The sequence below is a fragment of the Saccharospirillum sp. MSK14-1 genome (assembly GCF_003054965.1).
In the GTDB taxonomy this organism is placed as follows: domain Bacteria; phylum Pseudomonadota; class Gammaproteobacteria; order Pseudomonadales; family Natronospirillaceae; genus Saccharospirillum.
Genome location: NZ_MIES01000033.1, coordinates 76515 through 94471, shown reverse-complemented (window position 1 = coordinate 94471; position 17957 = coordinate 76515). Strand labels below are relative to the sequence as shown.

The 17957-nt window shown below is 58.3% G+C and carries 17 protein-coding genes; 9 read left to right on the top strand and 8 right to left on the bottom strand.

Translation table 11 applies throughout. The features are described from left to right. Positions 1-65: 65 nt before the first annotated feature. The 7 genes from BGP77_RS09400 to gpmI all read right to left on the bottom strand — a co-directional run bounded on the left by BGP77_RS09400 (position 66) and on the right by gpmI (position 7098). On the bottom strand, positions 66-449 hold the full coding sequence (locus tag BGP77_RS09400) for a DoxX family protein (RefSeq protein ID WP_108164494.1): 384 nt from the start codon (positions 447-449) through the stop codon (positions 66-68). 93 nt (positions 450-542) lie between these two features. Beyond that, positions 543-1298, bottom strand: a complete 756-nt coding sequence (locus BGP77_RS09395) for a TatD family hydrolase (protein WP_108164493.1) — start codon at positions 1296-1298, stop codon at positions 543-545. Beyond that, the gene (locus tag BGP77_RS09390; protein ID WP_108164492.1) at positions 1298-1918 is read right to left on the bottom strand and encodes a DUF2799 domain-containing protein; all 621 of its coding nucleotides are present in this window, start codon (positions 1916-1918) and stop codon (positions 1298-1300) included. The genes BGP77_RS09395 and BGP77_RS09390 overlap by 1 nt, the downstream gene beginning before the upstream one ends. A 67-nt stretch (positions 1919-1985) precedes the next feature. Continuing rightward, a complete protein-coding gene (locus BGP77_RS09385) occupies positions 1986-2816 on the bottom strand; it encodes a divergent polysaccharide deacetylase family protein (RefSeq protein ID WP_108164491.1) in 831 nt (276 codons plus the stop codon). After that, positions 2803-4107: a S41 family peptidase gene (locus tag BGP77_RS09380; protein WP_108164490.1), complete on the bottom strand. Its 1305-nt coding sequence runs from the start codon at positions 4105-4107 to the stop codon at positions 2803-2805. Before BGP77_RS09380 ends, BGP77_RS09385 begins: the two co-directional genes overlap by 14 nt. Before the next feature lie 150 nt (positions 4108-4257). After that, complete coding sequence (locus BGP77_RS09375; protein ID WP_108164489.1) at positions 4258-5460, bottom strand: murein hydrolase activator EnvC; 1203 nt, start codon at positions 5458-5460, stop codon at positions 4258-4260. A gap of 90 nt (positions 5461-5550) precedes the next feature. After that, positions 5551-7098, bottom strand: coding sequence for a 2,3-bisphosphoglycerate-independent phosphoglycerate mutase (gene gpmI / locus BGP77_RS09370; RefSeq protein WP_108164488.1), 1548 nt, complete (start codon positions 7096-7098; stop codon positions 5551-5553). 203 nt (positions 7099-7301) lie between these two features. Between gpmI and BGP77_RS09365 the strand changes: the two genes are divergently transcribed. The 9 genes from BGP77_RS09365 to BGP77_RS09325 all read left to right on the top strand — a co-directional run bounded on the left by BGP77_RS09365 (position 7302) and on the right by BGP77_RS09325 (position 16476). Continuing rightward, entirely contained in the window at positions 7302-7721 is a 420-nt protein-coding gene (locus BGP77_RS09365) for a rhodanese-like domain-containing protein (protein ID WP_108164487.1), read from the top strand. A gap of 23 nt (positions 7722-7744) precedes the next feature. Beyond that, positions 7745-8023 carry a glutaredoxin 3 gene (grxC, locus tag BGP77_RS09360; RefSeq protein WP_108164486.1) on the top strand — a complete coding sequence of 93 codons (279 nt, stop codon included), beginning with the start codon at positions 7745-7747 and terminating at the stop codon, positions 8021-8023. Positions 8024-8059: 36 nt separating this feature from the next. Then, on the top strand, positions 8060-8512 hold the full coding sequence (gene secB, locus BGP77_RS09355) for a protein-export chaperone SecB (RefSeq protein ID WP_108164485.1): 453 nt from the start codon (positions 8060-8062) through the stop codon (positions 8510-8512). 130 nt (positions 8513-8642) lie between these two features. Continuing rightward, complete coding sequence (locus tag BGP77_RS09350; protein ID WP_108164484.1) at positions 8643-10628, top strand: bifunctional diguanylate cyclase/phosphodiesterase; 1986 nt, start codon at positions 8643-8645, stop codon at positions 10626-10628. Positions 10629-10706: 78 nt separating this feature from the next. Beyond that, a complete protein-coding gene (locus BGP77_RS09345; RefSeq protein WP_158269331.1) occupies positions 10707-11519 on the top strand; it encodes a MurR/RpiR family transcriptional regulator in 813 nt (270 codons plus the stop codon). A 71-nt stretch (positions 11520-11590) separates the two neighbouring features. After that, positions 11591-13153 carry a gamma-glutamyltransferase family protein gene (locus tag BGP77_RS09340; RefSeq protein ID WP_108164482.1) on the top strand — a complete coding sequence of 521 codons (1563 nt, stop codon included), beginning with the start codon at positions 11591-11593 and terminating at the stop codon, positions 13151-13153. 17 nt (positions 13154-13170) lie between these two features. Beyond that, entirely contained in the window at positions 13171-13992 is an 822-nt protein-coding gene (locus tag BGP77_RS09335) for a sulfite exporter TauE/SafE family protein (protein WP_108164481.1), read from the top strand. Positions 13993-14014: 22 nt separating this feature from the next. After that, on the top strand, positions 14015-15250 hold the full coding sequence (locus BGP77_RS09330; protein WP_108164480.1) for an alanine--glyoxylate aminotransferase family protein: 1236 nt from the start codon (positions 14015-14017) through the stop codon (positions 15248-15250). Continuing rightward, positions 15247-16476, top strand: coding sequence for an allantoate amidohydrolase (locus BGP77_RS09325; protein WP_108164479.1), 1230 nt, complete (start codon positions 15247-15249; stop codon positions 16474-16476). The genes BGP77_RS09330 and BGP77_RS09325 overlap by 4 nt, the downstream gene beginning before the upstream one ends. Positions 16477-16484: 8 nt before the next feature. Here the strand turns inward: BGP77_RS09325 and thiI are convergent, their stop codons facing one another. After that, positions 16485-17939 (bottom strand): tRNA uracil 4-sulfurtransferase ThiI, encoded by a 1455-nt coding sequence (gene thiI / locus BGP77_RS09320; protein WP_108165927.1) that lies wholly within the window; start codon positions 17937-17939, stop codon positions 16485-16487. Positions 17940-17957 lie beyond the last annotated feature (18 nt).

The following is a 17957-nucleotide window of genomic DNA, read 5'->3' as shown; positions in this document are numbered from 1 at the left end:
GCATACAGGTTATAAGCACAAAAAAGGGCGCCGCAGCGCCCTGATATGATCGTCGGGTTAGTGTCTTAACCCTTACGACCTTCAATGCTCAGACTGCCCGGGCCCATGGCCACCAGGAACAGGAAACCACCAGCGATCGCGATGTTCTTGTTCAGCATGATTACTTGCATGCCGTCAGACAGGTCGAAGTGGAACAGGAAGCCAGACAGTACGCAGAAACCGGCCAACAACAGCGCCGCGATGCGCGTCTGATAACCGATCAATACCGCCAAGCCACCGAGAATTTCGACCAGAATTGTCGGGTAAATCAGAATGCCCGGAACACCGACCATTTCCATGTAACCTTGCGTACCTTCCAGGCCGGTCACTTTGTCCCAGCCCGACATAATAAACATATAAGAGATCAGCACGCGGCCGACCAGCATTGCCCAGGGAGCTATCATATTCATGAAATCTTTCCTTTATTGGATTTAATTAACACACCCGATTCACTATAAAGAGGCCGCTGCGGACTGCCTATCTAAATAATTAGAGCTAGTTGATTAGAATTTCTGAAATAGTTGCCGCACATTGGCCGATGTATGCGCCATCAAAATCGCCAAACTGATCGATCGAGCCTGAGCCAGACAATCGGCCGTCTGCAGTAAATCAAGCAAAGGGTTGGTGTGTTGTGGTTGCATCGGGCGCATATCCGGCGCATCGGTTTCCAACAGAATGCGGTCGACGGGCATCTGAGCAAACGCTTCGCGGGTTTTGGCCGACTTCAAGATCAGACTGCCACAGCCGAGATACCAGCCCTTATCCAAATACGCCCGCGCCTGCTGATAAGGCCCCAAAAAAGCATGCACCACTCCGCGCACATCGGGGTAGTGCTTGAGCAGCGCCAGCACCCGGTCGTGCGCTTTCACCGCATGCACAATGACCGGCAACCGATGTTCCGCCGCCATCGCCAGTTGCGCCTCAAACCATCGTTCCTGCAACTCTGGCGCGGCTTTCGGCGTTTTCCCTTGATGAAAATCCAGGCCGATTTCGCCCAGCGCAATGCACGGCGGATAGTCCGACAGCATCGCTTGGAGCGCCGATAAATCCGGCTCGGAATTGGGTAGAAACCAAGGGTGGTGGCCAAAGGCCAAACGGATTCGGGAGTCGGAGGAGAAACGTTGCCCGGCAGCGCGCCACTGCTGTGGCTCGGTACCGGGCAAGATCCACTGACCGATGCCAGCGGCTTGTGCTTCGCTGAAAGCGCCATCCGGATCGCTGAGTGCATCCGGATGGCAGTGCGCATCGATCCAGGTCATCAGAAGTAGCTGAAACGATCCTCGAGCATGCGCAGGCGTGCTTCCGCGTCAGCGATGTCACGAATCAGCTGCTGGTTGCGACTGCGCAATTCGCCCTGGCGCTCACGCAAGCGGGTGATTTCGTTGTAGGTCGAACGGCGCTCTTCTTCGCTCAGTGATTCCGAGAACAAGACCGCTTCCATCTCGTTCAGTCGGCGCTGCGACTGCGACAACTCATTTTCGTTGCTGCGCTGTTCGCTGCGTAAACCACTGATTTCCGAAGTTACCGCATAAATTTCACGGCCGGCCTGATAGCCATCGAGAAATTCCGGTTCCAGTGACGGCGGGCAAATACCGGTGTACTGGTAGCCATTACGGGCACGGCTGAAACCATTACGAGCGGTACAGAAGCTGATCAGCCCTTCTTCATGACCATCCTGATACTGACGCAGATCGGGCGTGACACCGTGTTTGGCACAGGCCTCACGATGCGCACCGATGCGGTTCGACGGATAACCGTTGGCACCGTCTTCAAAACCGATGGAGAACCAATCAGCGGTCAAACATTCTTCTTCACTCAGGGTGGCACAACCGGATAAAACAAGCAGGGAGGCCAGCAGAACGGCCGCTAATCGCTTCATAATCAACTCCTGTGTCAGCGATTTGTCATTGAGATGTAAAGGATTCTGGCACAGAAAGCTGAACCGGTCATGAACCTTTGGGCATGCCGTGCGGACGCTCGACCCAGAGATGATCGTCCGGCGCGATTGGGTCCGGCTCCGGTTCAATCGGTAGGGGCTGCGGTTGGTGCAGCAGCGGCTTTAACGACACCCACTCAATGTCGGGGTAATCGGCCGGATCGAGACTGGCAAAAAAGGCCAGCGTCTCCGGATACGGATGGCAAATGATGGTCACGTTGCCCTGGCGGCGCGCAATAGCCAGAGCTTGCTGCCACTGCTGCGCCAAAAACTCCGGCGTGCGTTCGTGATCGAGAAACACCCGACGCCGCGACCATGGCACACCCATGGAATCGGCAACGCGCCATCCCTGGGAATCGGCAATGGTCAATGAATCGAAGAAAAACAGCTGGCGGGTTTTCAGTTCCGACATCACCCAGCCCATGGCTTCGGCGTCACGCGTCAGCTCACTGCCCATATGATTGCTTAAACCTTCGGCATAAGGCACACCGTCGAGCCCCGCCAGCAGGTTGGCAAGCAACTGCTCGCGGCCTTCGCGACGGTCCAGCCCTAACGGTCCCAGTGGCAGACCCCGCTGGTTCGACATCGGCGCATGGACGATCACCGTCTTTTGCGCACGGTGCGTTTCCTGTGCCAGGGCTTCAGTGAAGGGACGCCCGGGCATAATGCCAAGCGTCTGTACGAAGGGAATATTGATGGCGCTGAGGCCAGCCCGCCACTGATTGCCAAGGTCATCAACGACAATGGCAATCTGCGACGAGGCCTGAGCCAGACCGGCAACGGCCCAGAGCAGGCAGAAACCGAGGCCTCGCCAACGCCTGAGGGTGTTAGCGCGAGCCATTCAAAAAGCGCATGCCTTTGAGGACGGTCAGCGCCTGGTAGAGCTGATAGTCAGCGATCAATTGCTCGTCGGTTTCGCTGCTGTCATCCGCACGGTCATCGCTGCCATTTTCACCTTCCGGGTTAGCCAAGTGACCGGCCAGGTCGGCTTCGGTGTAATACGGATTACCGTTTTCCTGAGTCAGCTTACCGGGGCGTACTTCGATGTCGGGCACAATGCCTTGCGCCTGAATCGAACGGCCGGATGGCGTGAAGTAGCGCGCGGTGGTCAGTTTAATGGCGTGGTTTTCATCCAGCGGCAAAATGGTCTGCACCGAACCTTTGCCGAAGCTGCGTGTGCCCATAATGATGCCACGATGATGGTCCTGAACCGCACCGGCCACAATCTCTGAGGCTGAAGCGCTGCCACCGTTGATCAGCACCACCAGGTTGACGCCTTCGCTCGGATCCTGCGAGTGCGCCCGGAAACGGCTGGCGCTGTTGGGCAAGCGACCTTCGGTATAAACAATCAACCCTTCGGAAATCAACGCATCGACAACTTCGACCGACGCCTGCAAAACACCACCCGGGTTATTGCGCAAATCCAGCACCATGCCGTCTAACGGTGCACCGTTTTCACTGCGCAACTCGCTCATGGCGTCAACAAAATCGCGACCGGTGCGTTCCTGGAACTGGGAAATACGCACATAACCGAAATTGTCATCCAACATGCGATGACGCACCGAGGTGATCTGAATAACATCGCGCACAATTTCGATAACCAGCGGCTGGTTTTCGCCATCGCGCACGACCGTCAGTTCAATCGGGTCACCGGGTTCACCGCGCATCAGGGTAACGGCATCGTTGACCGTCATGCCCTTCACCGGTGTGTCATCGATCTGAGTGATCAAATCGCCTGACTGCATGCCAGCGCGGAACGCCGGTGTATCATCGATCGGTGCAACGACGCGGATAAAACCGGTTTCGTCCAGGGTGATTTCAATCCCCAGACCACCGTATTCACCCGAGGTACTTTCGCGCAGATCGGCAAAGTCTTCCGGAGTCAGATAATCGGAGTGTGGGTCGAGTCCAGACAGCATGCCTTCAATGGCACTTTCGATCAGCTCGCTGTCATCAATGTCTTCTACATAAGCCTGTTTGATGCGATCCAGTACCTGAGACAGCATACGGACGTCATCTACCGGCAGGCGGGTCTGACTCTTTTCGGCGTGCACACTGCTGGCGATACCAATGGAAATACCAACAATCAAGGCCGTCATTGCAGTCAACCAAGGGCTGCGAATCAACTTCATAAGGGTTCCTTTCGCGTCTGTGTTCGATGGCATAGCGTCACCCGGGGCGCGTTCTGCGGTGTCGGAACTGCCGCCATTCTAAGCAACCCTGGCTCAGTTAGCACGGCTGTTCGGTCACTGGGTTGCCTTACCATAACATTCATAAGGCAGCTAACGATTGAGCAACCAGTCGTCCGGGTTTTCCGGTCGACCGTTGCGGCGTAACTCAAAATACAAACCCGGCTGAGTAAAACCGCCGGATAATCCCACTTCAGCAATCACATCACCAGCGCCAACCCAGGCACCGACATCGCGTAGCAATGCCTGATTACGTCCATAGAGGGTCATCAGACCATCGCCGTGATCGAGGATCACCAGGAGGCCAAAACCGTTTAACCAATCGGCAAAAACCACCCGCCCCCGATGCACCGCACGGACCTGTGTGCCCGAATCAGCGCCAATGAGCCAACCTTGCCAATTCAAGCGCGAATCGTCGATGGGGCGGCCAAAGCGTGCCCGTAACGACCCCTCAACCGGCCATGGCAGGCGACCTTTAACCTCCGCCATGTCAGAACCTTCCGGAAAGTCGAATTCCAGATCCGCCAGTTCCGACTGCATCCGTTCGATCAACTCATTGAGCTGTTCCTGCTCGGCTTCTTTACGCGCCAACTCCGCTTCAGCCGCTTCGGCCTCGGCACTGAGGTTAGCCAAAATCTGGCTGCGCCGGTTCTTTTGTTGTGCCAGTTCATCGCGCGTTTGCGCCAGTTGCTGACGGTCGCTCTGCAACTGCTCGGTCAATTGCGCTTGCTCTTCAATGTTAGCCGTCAGACGTTCCGATCGCTCCACCCAGGCCTGAAGCGCTTCGTTTTGATCTTCATTGAGAATGGCGAAATAGTGCATCTGCCGTGCCAGCTCTTCCGGACGCTGGCCGGAGAGCAACAATTTGATCAATGGCTGGTTGTTCTGTTTATACGCCAAGCGCAGGATGGCGCGAATGGTGGCGCGCTGCTCTTCCTGCTTTTGTTCCAGATCGCGCTGTTCAGCCAGCAACGCATCCATCTGATTGCGTGCTTGAGTCAGCCGGGTTTCGGTATCGCGCAGGCGCCGGTTATTGTCACCCAAACGGCGTTCTGTGGTTTCCAGCGCCTGACGCTGCTCTGACACATCGTTGCGTCGCGAGCGTAATTCAGATTCCAATGCCTGAATCTGGTTTTGCAGCTGATCCAGTTCCCGTTGACGCAATGTCAGGTCGTCTTCTGACCAGACAGGCAGCCACAGCGGCGCAACGAGCCAGAGCCCGAGAACTCCAAGACAGCGGAAAATTAAGGAAGGACGTACCAAGTCAGCGGAGCCCAGATTCAAATGCGTTGGCATGGGCCCAGCAGGCTACCCCAAGCAGCCCGACGACGCCAGGGGACCGGGCGGCCCCCTTTCGTCACCTTTACCAGCGACCCGTTCGGGTGCTTAACCTTCAATCAGACTGTGGCCAGTCATGTCGGACGGTTGCTGCAAGCCCATCATCGCCAACAGCGTCGGCGCGATGTCAGCCAGACGACCTTCGGACAGCTTGGCGTCTTTGTTGGTCTCAGTGACATAGACCAGCGGCACCGGGAAGGTCGTGTGGCTGGTTACCGCACCACCGGAATCCGGGTCTACCATCAGTTCGGCGTTGCCATGGTCAGCCGTAATCAGCACTTCACCACCGGCGCGTAAGGCCGCTTCGGTCACTTTTGCCAGAGCATCATCGAGCGCTTCAACGGCTTTAATGGCCGCGTCCATTTTGCCGGTGTGACCAACCATATCGCCGTTGGCGTAGTTACAAACGATCAGATCGTAGATGCCGTCGTCGATGGCCTTGACCAGTTTTTCAGTCACTTCCGGAGCGCTCATTTCCGGTTGCAGATCGTAGGTAGCCACTTTCGGTGATGGCACCAGAATACGGTCTTCACCCTCGAAGACGTCTTCACGCCCACCGTTAAAGAAGAAGGTGACGTGCGCGTATTTTTCCGTCTCGGCAATGCGCAGCTGTTTCTTGCCCTGCTGTTCCATCACTTCGCCGAGCGTGTTGCTCAGCAGTTCCGGCGGATAGGCCACCGGCGCATCAATGTTAGACGCGTATTCGGTCAGACAGACAAACGCCGCCAAATCCGGACGCACGGAACGGTCGAGGTCGGATTCCAGATCTTTATCAATAATGGCGCGGGTAATTTCACGGGCCCGGTCAGGACGGAAGTTCATAAAGACAACCGCATCGCCATCTTCAAGTTTGACCGCTTCACCGCCGTCAACCCGAACCGAAGAGGCCGGCACGAATTCATCGTCTTTATCCTGATCGTAGGCCGCCGTCAGCGCATCCATCGGCGTACCCGCCACAATGTCGGCTTTGCCTTGCGTCAGCAGATCGTAGGCCGCCTGAACACGCTCCCAACGATTATCGCGGTCCATGGCGTAGTAACGGCCAATCAGCGACACGATGCCGCCCACGCCGAGCTTTTCCAGTTTGCTTTCCAGCTTCTCGATCGACGGCATGGCCGAGCGAGGCGGTGTATCACGGCCGTCCAGGAAGGCGTGAACATAAACTTTATCAGCGCCGCGTTTGACCGCCAGATCAACCATGGCATGGATGTGATCTTCATGGGCGTGCACACCACCGGGCGACAGCAAGCCAAGAATATGCACCGCCTTACCGTTAGACACCGCCGCATCGACGGCCTTGGTCAACTCGGCGTTTTCATAAAAGGCACCGTCTTCGATGTCTTTGGTGATGCGGGTCAGTTGCTGATAAACGATGCGCCCGCTGCCCAGGTTCATATGGCCAACTTCGGAGTTACCCATCTGACCGTCCGGCAGGCCCACGTTCATGCCGGAGGTATGAATCAGGGAATGCGGATATTCCTGCCACAACCGTTTCCAGGTCGGGGCGTTGGCTTTTTCGATGGCATTGGACTGAGACGTCTCACTGTGGCCAAAGCCGTCGAGAATCACCAGTACTGCTGGCTTTGCAACCGCCATGGGTCTACCTCCAACTTAAAGATGAGTTCAATAATGTAGGAAAATTACATGTCGTTAGTGTACTGATTCCAGCGGCATCTAGCGAGCCTGACAACGGCTTGGGCTGACTATCGGCACGATTGCTCGCCTGCGGCTATGGCTGACCGGGTCGCTGGTGTATACTCCGGCGCTTAATTTTTCACCGTCTTTAGAGTCAGGACCTTATGCTCCAACAACTGTTCGAATTCGTGATCAACCACTGGATTTTGGCGGCCATCTGGGTGGCACTGTTAGCAGCCCTGCTGGCGACCGAAAGCAGCAAAGGCGGCAAAGGTGTCTCGCCTCAGCAAGCGACCACTCTGATCAACAGTCAGGATGCCAAAGTCGTCGATCTGCGTCCCAAAGACGAGTACCGCAAAGGCCACCTGCCCGGCGCTATCAATATCCCCTCGCGCGATTTCGCCAACCGCATGAGCGAACTCGACGCTTATAAAGACAAGCCCATTATTCTGGTGTGTAAAACCGGCACCAGTGCTGGCGCCAGCGGCGCACTGCTGACCAAAGCCGGCTACAAGCAATTGCACAAACTGCGCGGCGGCGTTCTGGAATGGCAAAATTCCAGCTTGCCGCTGGTGAAGTCTTAATTCCGCTAAGCGAGTCCAGCACCATGGCACAGCAAGCAACCGTCACTCTCTATACGACTCGTTGGTGCGGCTTTTGCGCGCGCGCCAAAGCATTGCTGGAACACAAAGGGGCTCGCTACACGGAAATTCCGGTCGATCAGGAGCCGGAAAAACGCCAGGAAATGATGCAGTTAAGCGGCCGTCATACGGTGCCGCAAATCTGGGTTGGCGACGTTCACGTCGGCGGCTGTGACGAACTTTATGCCATGGAACACAGTGGTCAGCTCGATCAGTTACTGAAGCAAGCGAGCGACCCCAACTAAACAGTCAGACTTTTAGCATTCAACACCGGAGTCATCATGAGCGAACAACAAAAACCGCAATTTGGTATTCAACGCATCTATACCCGGGACGTGTCGTTTGAGTCACCCAACACCCCGGCCATCTTCCAGCAGGAATGGAAGCCTCAGGTCAAACTGGATCTGAACACCAAAACGCGTGAACTGAGCGAAGGCGTTTACGAGATCACTCTGGTGGTCACCGTCGAAGCCAAGCTGGGCGAAACCACGGCCTTTTTGGTCGAAGTTCAGCAAGCCGGCATCTTTAACCTGGGTGGTTTTGCCGACGAAGCCCGCGATCAGATGCTGGGGGCTTATTGCCCATCGCTGCTGTTCCCTTACGCGCGTGAAGCGGTCGATTCTGCTGTCACCAAAGGCAGCTTCCCGGCCTTGATGCTGGCACCGGTCAACTTCGACGTGCTGTATCAGCAGAGCAAGCAAAAACAGGGTGAGTCCGCCGCGACCACGAACTGATTAGCTGCTCGGCTAACAATAAAAAATTTGCCGGGAGCGAAACCGCTGTACGTCTCCCGCCACCTGGCCGCGCAAACACGACGGCCTTACCCGGCTTCGTAACGGAGCCGAACGATTAAGAGGGCTGTTCGTGAACCAGGGTGACATGCGGTCACCTCATCTGGCCGCGTTTCAACAAAGCCCCTCGCCCCAGGCAGTCTGTAACGGGACAGGGCTCATTCTCCAGGTCAATGCCGCTTGGCATTCCTGGTTCGGTTGCACCGACGATGTGGTCGGCGCAGCACTTAGCCATTTCCTTCCGGCGTTGCATGAGCAATTTCTGGCTGAGCGTGACGGACCGCATCGCTTCATTACCAACAGCGGTGATAACCAGCGTTTAAACGTGCGCTTGCAGCCCTTCGACAGTGACGATGAACAGGGATTTATTGTCAGTGTTGAAGCGGACCGGGAAGGCCGTTGTCTGCATCAGCGACTGACGCCGCTGTTCGAATCGAGTCTCGATGGCATCGCCTTCATCGGTACTGACGGTCGTTATCAGCTCGCCAATCAGGCCTTTTTCGACATGCTTGGGCGCGACGCCGACAGCATCATCGGGCATTCCTTTACCGACTTTATCGCCGCCGATCATTTATCGGGCGACATCGACAGCCTGCAGCAAAAGCTGCTCAGCGGCGAAGTCGGTGGTTTGTTTGAGATTCACTACAGCCACGCCGAGGGTCATTGGGTACCGGCATCCATTCGGCCGGTTTCGGTCAGCGACGACGCCGGTAATCCGGCAGGTGTTTGGTCGATCAGCCGCGACAGCACGCTGCGCAATCAACTGATTGAAAGCCTCACCAGCAGCGAACGCCGCTTCCGCGCCCTGTTCCGCAACAGCCTCGACGCCATTGCCTTCTGGGGCAATCAGCATCAGTTGCGCTACGCCAACCAGGCGTATCTCGACATGACCGGCTACAGCCGCGAAGAGTTGAGCCATATGGCGTTTGCCGACCTGTTACCGCCAGGCTGGGAAGAGACCGAAGCCGAATTCCGCCGTCAGCTGAACGAACGCGGCTACACCGACGTCATCGAAACGGAAATCATGCACAAAGGCGGGCAGGTGGTGCCCATTTCCATTCGCGCCAGCGCCTTCCGCGACAGCCAGGGTGAGATCAACGGTTCCTGGTTTATTCTGCGTGACATCACCAGTTACAAGCAGGCGCTGAATCAGTTGCGCCACAGCCAGAACATGCTGCAACAGACCAATCGCATGGCGCGCATTGGCGGCTGGGAATTCGACAGCCAGAGCCAGCAGTTCAGTTTTACCGAAGAAACCTATCGCATTCTGGCCATTCCACAGGCGTACGATAAAAGCCTCGACAGCATTCTGAAGCTGTTTAACCCCGGCTCTCAAAAACGTCTGCTGCACGAAGTGGCGCGCACCAACGACAGCGGCCAGCCAACGGACTTCGAAGTCCGGCTCGATGGTTTTGAACCCGCGCGCTGGTTACGCATCAGCGCCCAGACCGCCATTGACTCCAGTGAGCGCAGCTATGTGGTCGGCGCCATTCAGGATATTTCTGAATTTAAGGCGCGTCAGCGCAGCCTGGAAAACGACCGTGACACCTTCCAGCACCTGGCCTTTCACGACCCACTCACCGGCCTGCCCAATCGACTGCTGCTGGAAGACCGCTTCCAGCAATTAAGCTTTGCCGCTGAGCGACGCGGCGGCCATGTGGCCATCCTGGTGATCGATCTGGACGATTTTAAAATCATCAATGATCAACGCGGTCACCCCGCGGGCGATGCCCTGCTGCGCGCCATTGCCGAACGCCTGCGCAATTGCATTCGCCAGTCGGACACCGTTGCCCGCCTGGGCGGTGATGAATTCATCGTGCTGGCCAGCCTCGACAGCGCCAGCGAGATCAATACCGTCGCCAACAAGCTGTTCGAAGAGTTGCAGTTGCCCATCGAATGGAACGGCGAAACACTCAACAGCCAGTGTTCCATGGGGGTGGCGGTCTATCCGCATCAGGGTGGCGACTTCAACAGCCTCTACGAAGCGGCCGACCAGGCGATGTATCAAGCCAAGGCGGGCGGTAAAAACCGCTACCTGTCGTTCGTCTCCAGCGAATGAGCGGATCGATCTGATTGAGGCTGGCGCACCCGTGAAACAAGTGTTTCAATGGCGAAAGACTTGTTTCACGGACGCCTCATGCCGCTTTCCGAACGCATCCAACAACACTGGGCCGACCTGCCCCCCACCGAACGACGCGTCGCTGAATTTCTGCTCGCCGAAGCCAATCGTGCGGCGACCTACTCACTGACCGAACTGAGCCAGTTACAAGGCGTCAGCAAAGCGACCGTCAGTCGCTTGTTTCGTCGCCTGGGATTCGATGATTTCAACGCCGCGCGCGAGGTGTTGCGTGAGCTGCCCAATCCCGGCAGTCCACTGCTGCCACGTCAGGACGGTGCCACCGACCTGGACAGCCACTTAGCCCAGGAGCGCAGCAACACTCAAACCTGGCTGGGCACAGATCACCTCGATGAACTCATCACCGGGCTGTATCAGGCGCGCCGGCTTTACTGCCTGGGATTACGCAATAACTTCCCCCTGGCGCTGCACGCCGAAACCCAATGGCTGCAACTGCGCGACAGTGTTCAGGCACTGCCAAGGCCCGGACAATCATTATCGGAACAATTAGGACCGCTCGACCGCGACGACTGGGTCGTCCTGTTCGGTCTGCGCCGTCGTCATCAAGGGTTTCGTCGACTGATCAGTCAATTGCTGGCCGGACCCGCCACCCTGGTGCTGATCTCCGAACCGGGTTACCAACCGCCATCGCGACCCGACCATCATCTGGTATTACCGCTGGAGGCGACCGGGCCGTTTGCCAGCTATGCCGCCCCGATGAGCTGGGTGTCACTGGTGGCCAACGGCATGATGCAACGATTCCCAACAGCGACGCGCGAGCGCATTGAGCGCATCGAACAAAGCTACCATCGCCTGGACGAGCTGGAACCCTGATCGACCTTGCCTAAGAAACACTTGTTTCTTAGTATTGAAAACAAGAAACATACGTTACCGGAAACCGTGCCATGCCTTACGCCATCACCAGCCCACATCATTCCGCCACCGAAGCGGGTGCCAGCGTTCTGGCCGACGGCGGCAGCGCCATCGAAGCCATGGTTGCCGCCGCTGCGGCCATTGCCGTGGCGTATCCGCACATGAACGGCCTCGGCGGTGACGGTTTCTGGCTGATCAGCCCGGCGGGCCGCAAACCCATTGCCATTGACGCCACCGGTTGCGCAGCAGCCGACGCCAGCATCGAGGGCTATCGTGCGCTGGGTCTTAACACCATTCCCCACCGCGGCGGACGCGCGGCGCTGACATCGGCAGGCGCCGTCGCCGGGTGGCAAGCCGCGCTCGACTTATTGCCCAGTCACCGCCCGTTAGCCGACTTGCTGGCACCGGCACGGGATTTAGCCCGCAGTGGCATCCGCGTCACCGAGAGCCTGGCAGCAGCGTCCACTAAGGTGGCAGACGAATTCACAACGCTTGCTGGCTATCAAGCCATCTTCGCCCCGGACGAGCGCCCGCTGGCGCAAGGCGAACAGCTGCGCAACCTCAAACTGGCGGATACCCTGGATCATCTGGCACGCGCGGGTTTAAACGATTTCTATCAGGGCGATGTTGGTCAAAGTCTGGCGCGCAGCCTCGACAAGGCCGGCAGCCCACTGACACGCCGTGATTTGCAGTCATACCGGGTGCGCCAGCCACAGGCACTGACCACCGCCACCCGCGATGGCGACCTGTTCAACTTCCCGGCACCAACACAAGGTCAGGCGTCGCTGATGATCCTGGCGCTGTTTGAACGAGTCCGCGACCAGGCCACCAGCGAAGCCGACCGCGTGCATTTGTTGATCGAGTGCACCAAGCTCGCTTTTCGGGCTCGCGACCGCTACACCGCCGATCCCAATCACCTGCCACCGGCTTACTTCGATCAGCTCGACGAAACCCACCTCGACGCCCTCGCCCATCAGGTTCAACTTAAGCGCGCCGCGCCCTGGCCGCATCCGGCCGAACCGGGCGATACCGTCTGGCTCGGCTGTGTCGATGCCGATGGCACCATGGTCAGCTATATCCAGAGTCTGTACTGGGAGTTTGGTTCCGGTGTGGTTTGCCCTGACACGGGCATCGTCTGGACCAATCGAGGCCTGAGCTTCAAGCTTGATGAGCACCACCCCAACCGGCTGCGCCCCGGTGCACGGCCGTTTACCACGCTGAATCCGGCGTATGCGGATCTGAACAACGGTGACCGACTGGTTTACGGCACCATGGGCGGTGAAGGTCAGCCACAAACACAGGCCGCCTTGATGATGCGCCACCTGATGGAAGGCCGCTCCCTGGAAGACAGCATCGCCGACGGCCGCTGGCTGCTCGGCCGCACCTGGGGCGACAACAGCAACAACCTGAAGCTGGAGGCCGATCTGGCCGCACGCATTGCCAGCGACTTACAACAGCGCGGCCACGATCTGGTCAGCGTTCCCGAACACAGCGAAATGATGGGCCACGCCGGCGCCATTCGTCGCTATGCCAATGGCCGACTTGAGGCCGCCACCGACCCGCGCAGCGATGGCCGCGCACTCGTCCAAGACTGACCTTAGGAGATTTATCGATGGAAGCCTTCAGTTCCGCCCTGCCACTGATCCTCACACTGGCGGCCACCGGCGTCTTCGCTGGCATTCTTGCGGGTTTACTGGGCGTGGGCGGCGGAATCGTCATCGTGCCTGTGCTGTTTTTCGTGTTTCAGGGACTGGGCGTTTCGGCCGACTCCGCCATGGTCATCGCCACGGCTACCTCCTTGGCAACCATCATTCCCACCTCGCTCAGCTCTATACGGGCGCACCACGCCAAAGGCAATGTCGACTTCGCCTTGCTCAAACTCTGGGCGCCATTCGTTTTGCTGGGCGTGTTGCTGGCCAGCTATCTGGTCACCATCGCTGAGGGCGAATGGCTGACCACGCTGTTCGGTGTCATCGCCACCCTGGCCGCGCTGAATATGTTGCTGCGCGCGGGCAGTCCACCGATGTTTCAACACCTGCCCAGCAAAGCCGGGCAATCCATTATGGCCGCGCTGATTGGTTTATTTTCCGCGCTGGTCGGCATCGGTGGCGGTACCCTGAGCGTTCCGACTCTGACCGCCTGCAATTACCCGGCGCATCGTGCGGTCGGTACCGCCGCCGCCATTGGCCTGATCATCTCACTGCCTGCGGCGGTGACCTTGCTGATCGCCGGCCAGACCCCGCTGGATGCACCGGCAGGCACTTACGGTCTGGTCAACCTGCTCGGCTTTATCTGCATCGTCCCGCTGACGGTGCTGTTCGCGCCGGTGGGTGCACGCATTGCGCACGCGCTCGACGCCACCAAGCTGAAAAAAGTCTTCGCCATTGTTTTGCTGATCACCGGTGTGCGCATGTTGGCGCAGCTGGTGCTCTGATCTGAATTGAGGTTTGTTATCCATGTCTGCACCTGAACAGCACCGTCTGAATCCACCGCCGCGCCTGTTGATGGGCCCGGGGCCGATTAACGCCTATCCGCGCGTGTTAAATGCGCTGTCCACCCAACTGATCGGCCAGTACGACCCGGTGATGACCGGCTACATGAACGACGTCATGGCGCTCTACCGGGGCGTCTTCGATACCCAAAATCACTGGACCTTTATGGTCGACGGCACTGCCCGCGCGGGCATTGAAGCGGTACTGGTGTCGGTGATCGAACCGGGTGACAAAGTCCTGGTGCCGGTCATGGGTCGTTTCGGTCATCTGCTGGTAGAAATTGCTGAGCGCGCCGGCGCCCAAGTGCACACCATCGACGTCCCCTGGGGCGAGGTGGCCCAGCCAGAGCAAGTGGAAGCGGCCATCAAAACGGTTCAGCCCAAACTGCTCGCCACGGTTCAGGGCGACACCTCCACCACCATGCTGCAGCCACTGGCGGAGCTCGGTGCCCTATGCCAGCAATACGACGTACTGTTCTATTGTGACGCCACCGCGTCCATCGGCGGCAACACCCTGAAAACCGATGAATGGGGATTGGATGCGGTGTCCGCCGGTTTGCAAAAATGCCTTGGCGGCCCGTCGGGGATTGCACCGATTACGCTCAGCGATCGCTTTGTCGAGGTCATTCGCCGCCGTCACCATATCGAAGCCGGCTTACGCGCCAGCGACGTCGACGAAGAGCTCGGCCCGCGCATTCATTCGAACTATTTCGATTTGCCGATGATTCTCGACTACTGGAGCGAGAAGCGACTCAACCACCACACCGAAGCCACCTCAATGCTCTACTGCGCCCGCGAATGCGGCCAGATCATGGCGGAGGAAGGTCTGGACGCCTGCGTTGAACGCCACCGCTTGCACGGCAACGCCATGCTCGCTGGCCTCACGGCCATGAACCTCAAACCTTATGGCGATTTGAGTCAGCGTATGAACAACGTCTGCGCGGTCTACATTCCCGAGGGCATCGATGGCGAAGCAGTACGAGCCGTATTGTTAAACGACTTCAACATTGAGATTGGCACCTCCTTCGGCCCGCTCGCGGGCAAAGTCTGGCGCGTCGGCACCATGGGCTACAACGCCCGCCTGGATGCCGTCCTATCCACGCTCTCGGCCTTGGAGCATTGCCTGCGCCGTGCCGGCCATTCGTTCACCGCGGGCGCCGGTATCGACGCCGCCTACCAAAGCTACCGGAGCCCGGCATGAGTTCCATCGGAACGGACGCACTAAAATGGTGCGACGAGCTCGCCACCCTGACCGCCACCCCCGGCCAGATGGAACGCTGCTACTTAACAGAGCAACATCGTCAGGCCAATGCCCGGGTCGGCGCCTGGCTGCAGGCAGCCGATTTACCAACCTGGCAGGACGCCGCGGGCAACCTCTGGGGTCGCTTACCGTCCGATAACCCCGATGCCCCCGTGGTCATTCTCGGCTCGCATCTTGATACCGTCCCCAATGGCGGCATCTACGACGGCATTCTCGGCGTGGTGTTGCCTCTGCTGGTAATGATTGAACTGAAACAACAGGGCATCAGCCTGCCGTTTCACCTCGATCTGGTCGGCTTCGGTGACGAAGAAGGCTCTCGCTTCAGTTCCACCTTGCTGGGTAGCCGCGCGGTGATTGGCCAGTGGGACCCGAACTGGGCCAGCATCAAAGACGCCAACGGCATCAGCATGGCCGAAGCGTTCGAGCGTTTCGGTCTCGACATCACGGCCGTCGGCGACGCCAGTCGTGCCGGAGAGTCCGTACTCGCTTACCTGGAAACCCACATCGAACAAGGCCCGGTGCTCGAAGCCGAAGACTTACCGGTCGGCATCGTCACCGCCATTGCCGGCGCGCGTCGCTTTAACATAGACTTCACCGGCATGGCTGGCCACGCCGGTACCGTACCGATGCACCTGCGTCGCGATGCCTTGGCCGCCGCGTCTGAATTCACCCTGATCGTGGAAAAAGTGGCCCGTGAACACGGCGTCACCGCCACCGTCGGGCGCATTCAGGCCAAACCCGGCGCCGTCAACGTGATCGCTGGCAACGCCCAGATCAGCCTCGACATCCGCAGCGAAAAAGACAACGAACGCGACTCCGCGCTCGATATGATCTGGGATACCGCCAAAATCGCCTGCGCCGAGCGCGGCATTGAAATGAGCTGGCAGGAAATTCACGCCGCACCCGCCGTTGCTTGCGACGACCAACTGCAAAGCGCCTTAGCCAGCGCCATTGAACAACACGGCTTAAAGCCGCGTTACCTGCACAGCGGTGCCGGTCACGACGCCATGGCCATGGCGGCCATCTGCCCGGTTGGCATGCTGTTCGTGCGTTGCGAAGGCGGCATCAGCCACCATCCGGATGAATCGATCACCGCCGAAGACGCCGACGTGGCCGGGCGGGTATTGAAAGACTGGATTCTGGCGTTAGCTGCCAAAACGAACTGAACGGGCCCTCAGGCCCGGTACACCCCAACATTGCGAAACCCGGCGTCCTGCAAATGCAGGGCGTGCAGCTTACTCATCACGCCTTTATCGCAATACAGCAGGTACTGTTTGTTGACGTCGAGCTCGGCAAACCGGCGGTTCAGGCTGTAAAATGGAATCTGCACCACCTCGTGACCACTCAGCTCCAATGGCTCACCCTCGGCCTCACTGGGATGGCGAACATCGATCACCACCGCATCGGCGGCGGCCGACGTCGGCAGCGTTTCATTCAGGGATTCCTGGTCGGTCCAGGTCAACTGATCAACATTCTCGATGCGGCGTTCAGCGATGGCCGCTTCCAGCACCGCGCTGTCAAAGGCCGCTTCAGCTTCGAGCAACGCCGGTCGCTTACAGGCGGCATTCGGCTTGCGTGAAATCACGCCACAGTATTCCGGCATGCGCTCGGCAAAGGAAGCGGTGCCCAGAGCACGAGCCTGGTCGATGATCTCAGGCTTGTCGGTCACGATCAGCGGGCGAATCACCAGCCGGTCGGTCACTTCATCAATCAAATTCAGGTTGGGCATGGTCTGGCTCGACACCTGCGCCAGACACTCACCCGTCACCAGCGCCGGAATGTTTTGTTCTTCGGCGATGCGCTCCGCCGCACGCATCATCATGCGTTTGAGCACCACGCCCATATAGCGGTCTTCAACCTGAGTCAGAATTTCCTCAACCACGCCTTCGAATGGCACAGAAATAAAGTGCGTCTTGTGCGAGGCGCCGTATTTCTTCCACAGGTAATAGGTCACTTCCTTAACGCCGTTTTCGTGCGCCGCGCCACCGAGATTGAAAAACAGGAAGTGGTTTTTCACGCCGCGGCGCAGCATCTGGAACGCCGCCACCGTCGAATCAAAACCGCCACTGACCAAGGTCAGCACCGATTCCTGAGTACCCAGCGGATAACCGCCCAGACCCGGCCGTTTGTTCTCAATCACATAAAAGCGGTTATGTTTGATCTCCAGGCGAATTTCCAACTCCGGGTTCTTCAAACGCACACCGGCCGCATCGCTTTGCTGGTTCAGGCCACCACCAACATAGCGCTCCACATCGATGGAGGTGAAATCGTGATCACCGATGCGCTTGCACCGCACACAAAAGGTTTTTCCCGCCAGCGCGTCACCCCACACTTCCAGTGTGGCCGCCACCATGGCGTCGAAGTCGGTGAGTGGAAACTCCTTCACCGCCTGCACCTGGCTGATGCCCGGCACACATTCCAGCGCCTGAGCTACGGCTTCATTGACCACCTCGGCGGTCTCTTCCGGGGTGCGCACCGAGATGGCGTCCCAGGTGTTGACCACCTTCACCTCAGCACAGATGGGGCGCAGTACATTGCGCAGGTTTTGCGCCAGGCTCTTGGTCATCAGCTGACGAACCGGCTTGGTTTTGATGGTGATCTCGGGGAAGAGTTTGACTATAAACTTCATGCGTCTGACCAGGCGGGC